Annotated in this window: 5 protein-coding genes; all 5 read left to right on the forward strand. The window is 46.3% G+C overall.

Annotated features, from left to right (window positions below):
* The coding region (locus M0R35_07725) for a UvrB/UvrC motif-containing protein (GenBank protein MCK9595543.1) at nucleotides 1-1,098 on the forward strand (1,098 nt) is incomplete at its 5' end.
* On the forward strand, nucleotides 1,082-1,807 hold the full coding sequence (locus M0R35_07730) for a type III pantothenate kinase (protein ID MCK9595544.1): 726 nt from the start codon (nucleotides 1,082-1,084) through the stop codon (nucleotides 1,805-1,807). The genes M0R35_07725 and M0R35_07730, both read left to right, overlap by 17 nt.
* Before the next feature lie 216 nt (nucleotides 1,808-2,023).
* Nucleotides 2,024-2,248 carry a helix-turn-helix domain-containing protein gene (locus M0R35_07735; GenBank protein ID MCK9595545.1) on the forward strand — a complete coding sequence of 75 codons (225 nt, stop codon included), beginning with the start codon at nucleotides 2,024-2,026 and terminating at the stop codon, nucleotides 2,246-2,248.
* 3 nt (nucleotides 2,249-2,251) lie between these two features.
* Nucleotides 2,252-3,247 carry a hypothetical protein gene (locus M0R35_07740; protein ID MCK9595546.1) on the forward strand — a complete coding sequence of 332 codons (996 nt, stop codon included), beginning with the start codon at nucleotides 2,252-2,254 and terminating at the stop codon, nucleotides 3,245-3,247.
* A gap of 12 nt (nucleotides 3,248-3,259) precedes the next feature.
* Nucleotides 3,260-3,881 (forward strand): SDR family NAD(P)-dependent oxidoreductase (locus M0R35_07745; protein ID MCK9595547.1); only part of this gene is annotated, 622 nt, incomplete at its 3' end.

Raw genomic sequence — 3,881 nt, forward strand, 5'->3', positions numbered from 1 at the left:
GAGATGCTCAAAGAATTAGGCTATTGTCATGGAATAGAGAATTATTCCCGGATACTTTCAGCAAAACCAGCCGGTTCAAGGCCAAGCTGCCTGCTTGATTATTTCCGGGGTGATTTCCTGACAGTGATAGACGAATCGCATGTCAGCCTCCCGCAAATAAGAGGGATGTTCAACGGCGACCAAGCCAGGAAAAAGACACTGGTTGATTACGGGTTCCGTCTGCCTTCGTGCATGGATAACCGTCCGCTAAAATTTGCGGAATTCAATGAATTGGTCAAAAAAACGATATTTGTCTCGGCAACCCCGGATGAATACGAGGTCAAACTAAGCAAAGGCAGCATTTCCGAGCAGATAATCCGGCCTACGGGACTGGTTGACCCGGAGATCGAGATAAGGCCGAGCAACGGGCAGGTCGAAGACCTGGCCAAAGAAATAAAACAACGCGCCGCCAAGCGCGAACGGATCCTGGTGACCACCCTGACCAAGCGAATGTCCGAAGACCTAACTACCTATTTACAAGAAAAGGGAATAAAGGTAAAATATTTACATTCCGAGATCGAGACTATCGAACGCTCCAAAATCCTCCGGGACCTGCGCAAGCGGGAATTCGACTGTCTGGTAGGGATAAACCTGCTCAGGGAAGGATTGGACCTGCCGGAAGTATCGTTGGTAGCTATATTGGACGCGGATAAAGAGGGTTTCCTGCGCTCAGCCACATCGCTGATCCAGGTATCCGGAAGGGCGGCCCGGAATATCAACGGCAAGGTGATAATGTACGCCGACAATATCACCGGCTCGATGAAGAAAGCAATAACCGAAAGCAATCGCCGGCGGAAGATCCAGTTTGAATTCAACAAACGTAACAAGATCACCCCGCGTTCGATAATAAAAGCGATAAAAGAAGGGATCGAAGACCTGGCTCAAGCTGAGCAGTATGTGGCCGGACTGACCGGCCAGGCAAAGGACGAATACGAAACCGCCAAGTATATCGCTGATATGGAATATGAGATGGAACTGGCGGCCCGGAATCTGCAGTTTGAGAAAGCGGCGCAGATCCGGGATAAAATAAAGGAGCTAAAGAGTGTTACTCACCATTGACATAGGAAACACCAACATCTCTTTCGGATTGTGGACAAACGGCAAGCTCGCCAGGAAATTCGACCTGGACACCAAAAAATATACCCTGGTCCAGGTAAAAAGGCTCCTTAAAAACAAAAAACCGGATGATGTAGTGATTTGCAGCGTGGTCCCCCAGGCGACCCGCCGTTTAGAGCTGGAATTTACCCGTTGGTTAGGCAAAAAAATAAAGGTCATCGGCAAAAATCTGAAAATCAAAATAGCTAACCGCTATCGCCAACCCAAACAAGTAGGCCAGGACCGTTTAGTCAACGCCTTTGCCGCAACCGCGCTTTACGGCAGTCCTTTAATAGTTATCGACCTGGGCACAGCAGTCACTTTTGACATAATTTCAGGTAAAAAGGAATATCTTGGCGGTATGATCCTGCCCGGCCTGGCGATCTCTTTGGAAAGCCTTTGCCAGCGCACCGCGCTATTGCCGCAAGTCAAAGTAGCCCAACCAAAAGAATTTATCGGCCGGGATACCCGCAACAGTATGTTAAGCGGGGTTATCTATGGATTTGCCAGCCTTACGGATGATCTCTGCCGTAAAATACGCGCTAAGATAGGCAAGAACGCCAAAGTCATCGGCACAGGAGGGAACATCAGCCTTCTGGCCAAATACTGCCACAGCATCGACAAGATCGACCAGGACCTGACCCTAAAAGGCCTCTACCTCTCCACCCTGTAGACGTTGTACGTAACCTACCGCACTTCAAAGGATTACAAATAAATGTTTTAATAGTCAAAAAATGGTTTATAAGATACTTTGGCGTACGCCCAAACATTTATTTGTAACTCAATATAAATCAATAGTTAGCTACAACGTCTACAGTTTTTTCTTGACAATTTTTGGTTTACCTAGTATATTTATGATTACTGTAGATATGCTAAAAGGTGATAAACTATGCCCAAGACTACTGAGATATTAACCGCAAAACAAGTCGCGGAATACCTGCACATTCATCCATTAACTGTCCAGCGCTATGCCCGCGACGGCATGATCCCGGCATTCAAGATAGGGACCGACTGGAGGTTCCATAAAAAATATATTGAGAAATGGATCAAGCAGAAACACGCCATTAACCTGGATAATAAAAAACAAACAAAGACCTTGCTGGAATCGGCATAAATAATGAAGACTTTTGCATTTTTAATTCATCCTTTAAATACCGATCAGATCCTGACATATTGGCCGCTAACCCGGTTTCTGCCGGCATCTTTGCGAAAAACTTTCCTCAAACATCAGAATTTCAAGGTGTTGCCGCTTAAGAAGATCATCTCCAGCCAGAACAAAGAAATACAAGGATACTTGATAGTCTGCCCCTTGCTGCCGGATGAAATATTGGAACTTGACGACGAAATTATCCTGGGAAAGATCATTGACGCGGGCTTTATCGCGGAACGCATAGGCGCAGAAATAATGGGCATCGGCGGATATATGGCGATCACCGCGGATAAAAAACCAATGATCCACAAACACCTTAAGGTCCCTATAACCAGCGGGAGCGCTTTTACCGCCTGGTCCGTATTTGAGACTATTTTCCGCACCGCCAAACAGCGCAAGATCAACCTGAAAGATAAAACCATCGCGATCGTCGGCCCGATGAACGCCGTAGGCTCGCTATGCGCCCAGAAATTCAGCGAACACTCGGGCAAAGTGCTTTTGACCGGAGAATGGAAAGAAAAACTTCAGCGGTTCAAAAAAATACTTAACCAATTGAATCTGGCCAATACTGAAATAGAAGCGGATATCCGCAAAGCAGTCAGTTCCGCCGACATAGTCATAAATACACACACGGATAATACCGACATTTTTTCGATCAACGATCTGAAGCCGAAGAGCATAGTTTACGACGCCTCGATATTCCAGAATATCTCCCGGCAGGCAAAACTGCGCAAAGATATCTTCCTGATCGAAAGCAACACCATAAAATTGCCTTTCGCCGAACACACCGGATTCGACATCCTGCCCGACAATAACGTCTACGCCGCAATGGCGGAAACCATACTTTTAGCCCTGGAAGATAAATTCGTGACCTATTCACTGGGCGAAAGCAGGAATTCCGACAAATTGGAAGAAATAGCCAATATCGCGGTCAGGCACGGTTTCGAGATCAACCTGTCTTAAAACTAACTTAATATGCCCGATACAAAAAAAACAGCGATCATCAGCGGAGCGACCAGAGGCATAGGCAAAGCCATTGCCCTGGAATTAGCCAAAACCGGCGTAAATATCAGTTTTAATTTCATAAAAAGCACAGAAGAAGCCAGGATCCTGGAAAAAGAGATCTCTAATTATGGGGTAAAAGCCCAATCCTTCCAAGTTGATATTAAAGACTATAAAGCAGTGTCTGAATGGGTCGAGAATACCCGTGAGGCCTTCGGCAACCTGGATATTGTGGTAAATAACGCCGGGATCATCCGGGATAAAGCCTTAGCTCTAATGGCTGAAGAAGACTGGCAGGATGTAATAAATACTAACCTGATCGGCACGATCAACCTATCCAAAGCCGCGATCATAACATTCCTGAAACAAAAATCCGGGAATATTGTGAACATAACCTCAGTAAGCGGAATAGTCGGTTTACCCAGGCAAACCAATTACGCGGCGTCTAAAGCAGGGATCATCGGCTTTACCAGGTCACTGGCCAGGGAAGTCGGGCCGTATAATGTGCGGGTAAACGCGGTCGCGCCAGGCTTTATCGAAACCGAAATGCTACAGAGCATGAATGAAGCGCAATTAGCAAAATTTAAGGATCAAA

Source organism: Candidatus Omnitrophota bacterium (genome assembly GCA_023227985.1).
Taxonomy (GTDB): domain Bacteria; phylum Omnitrophota; class Gorgyraeia; order Gygaellales; family Profunditerraquicolaceae; genus JALOCB01.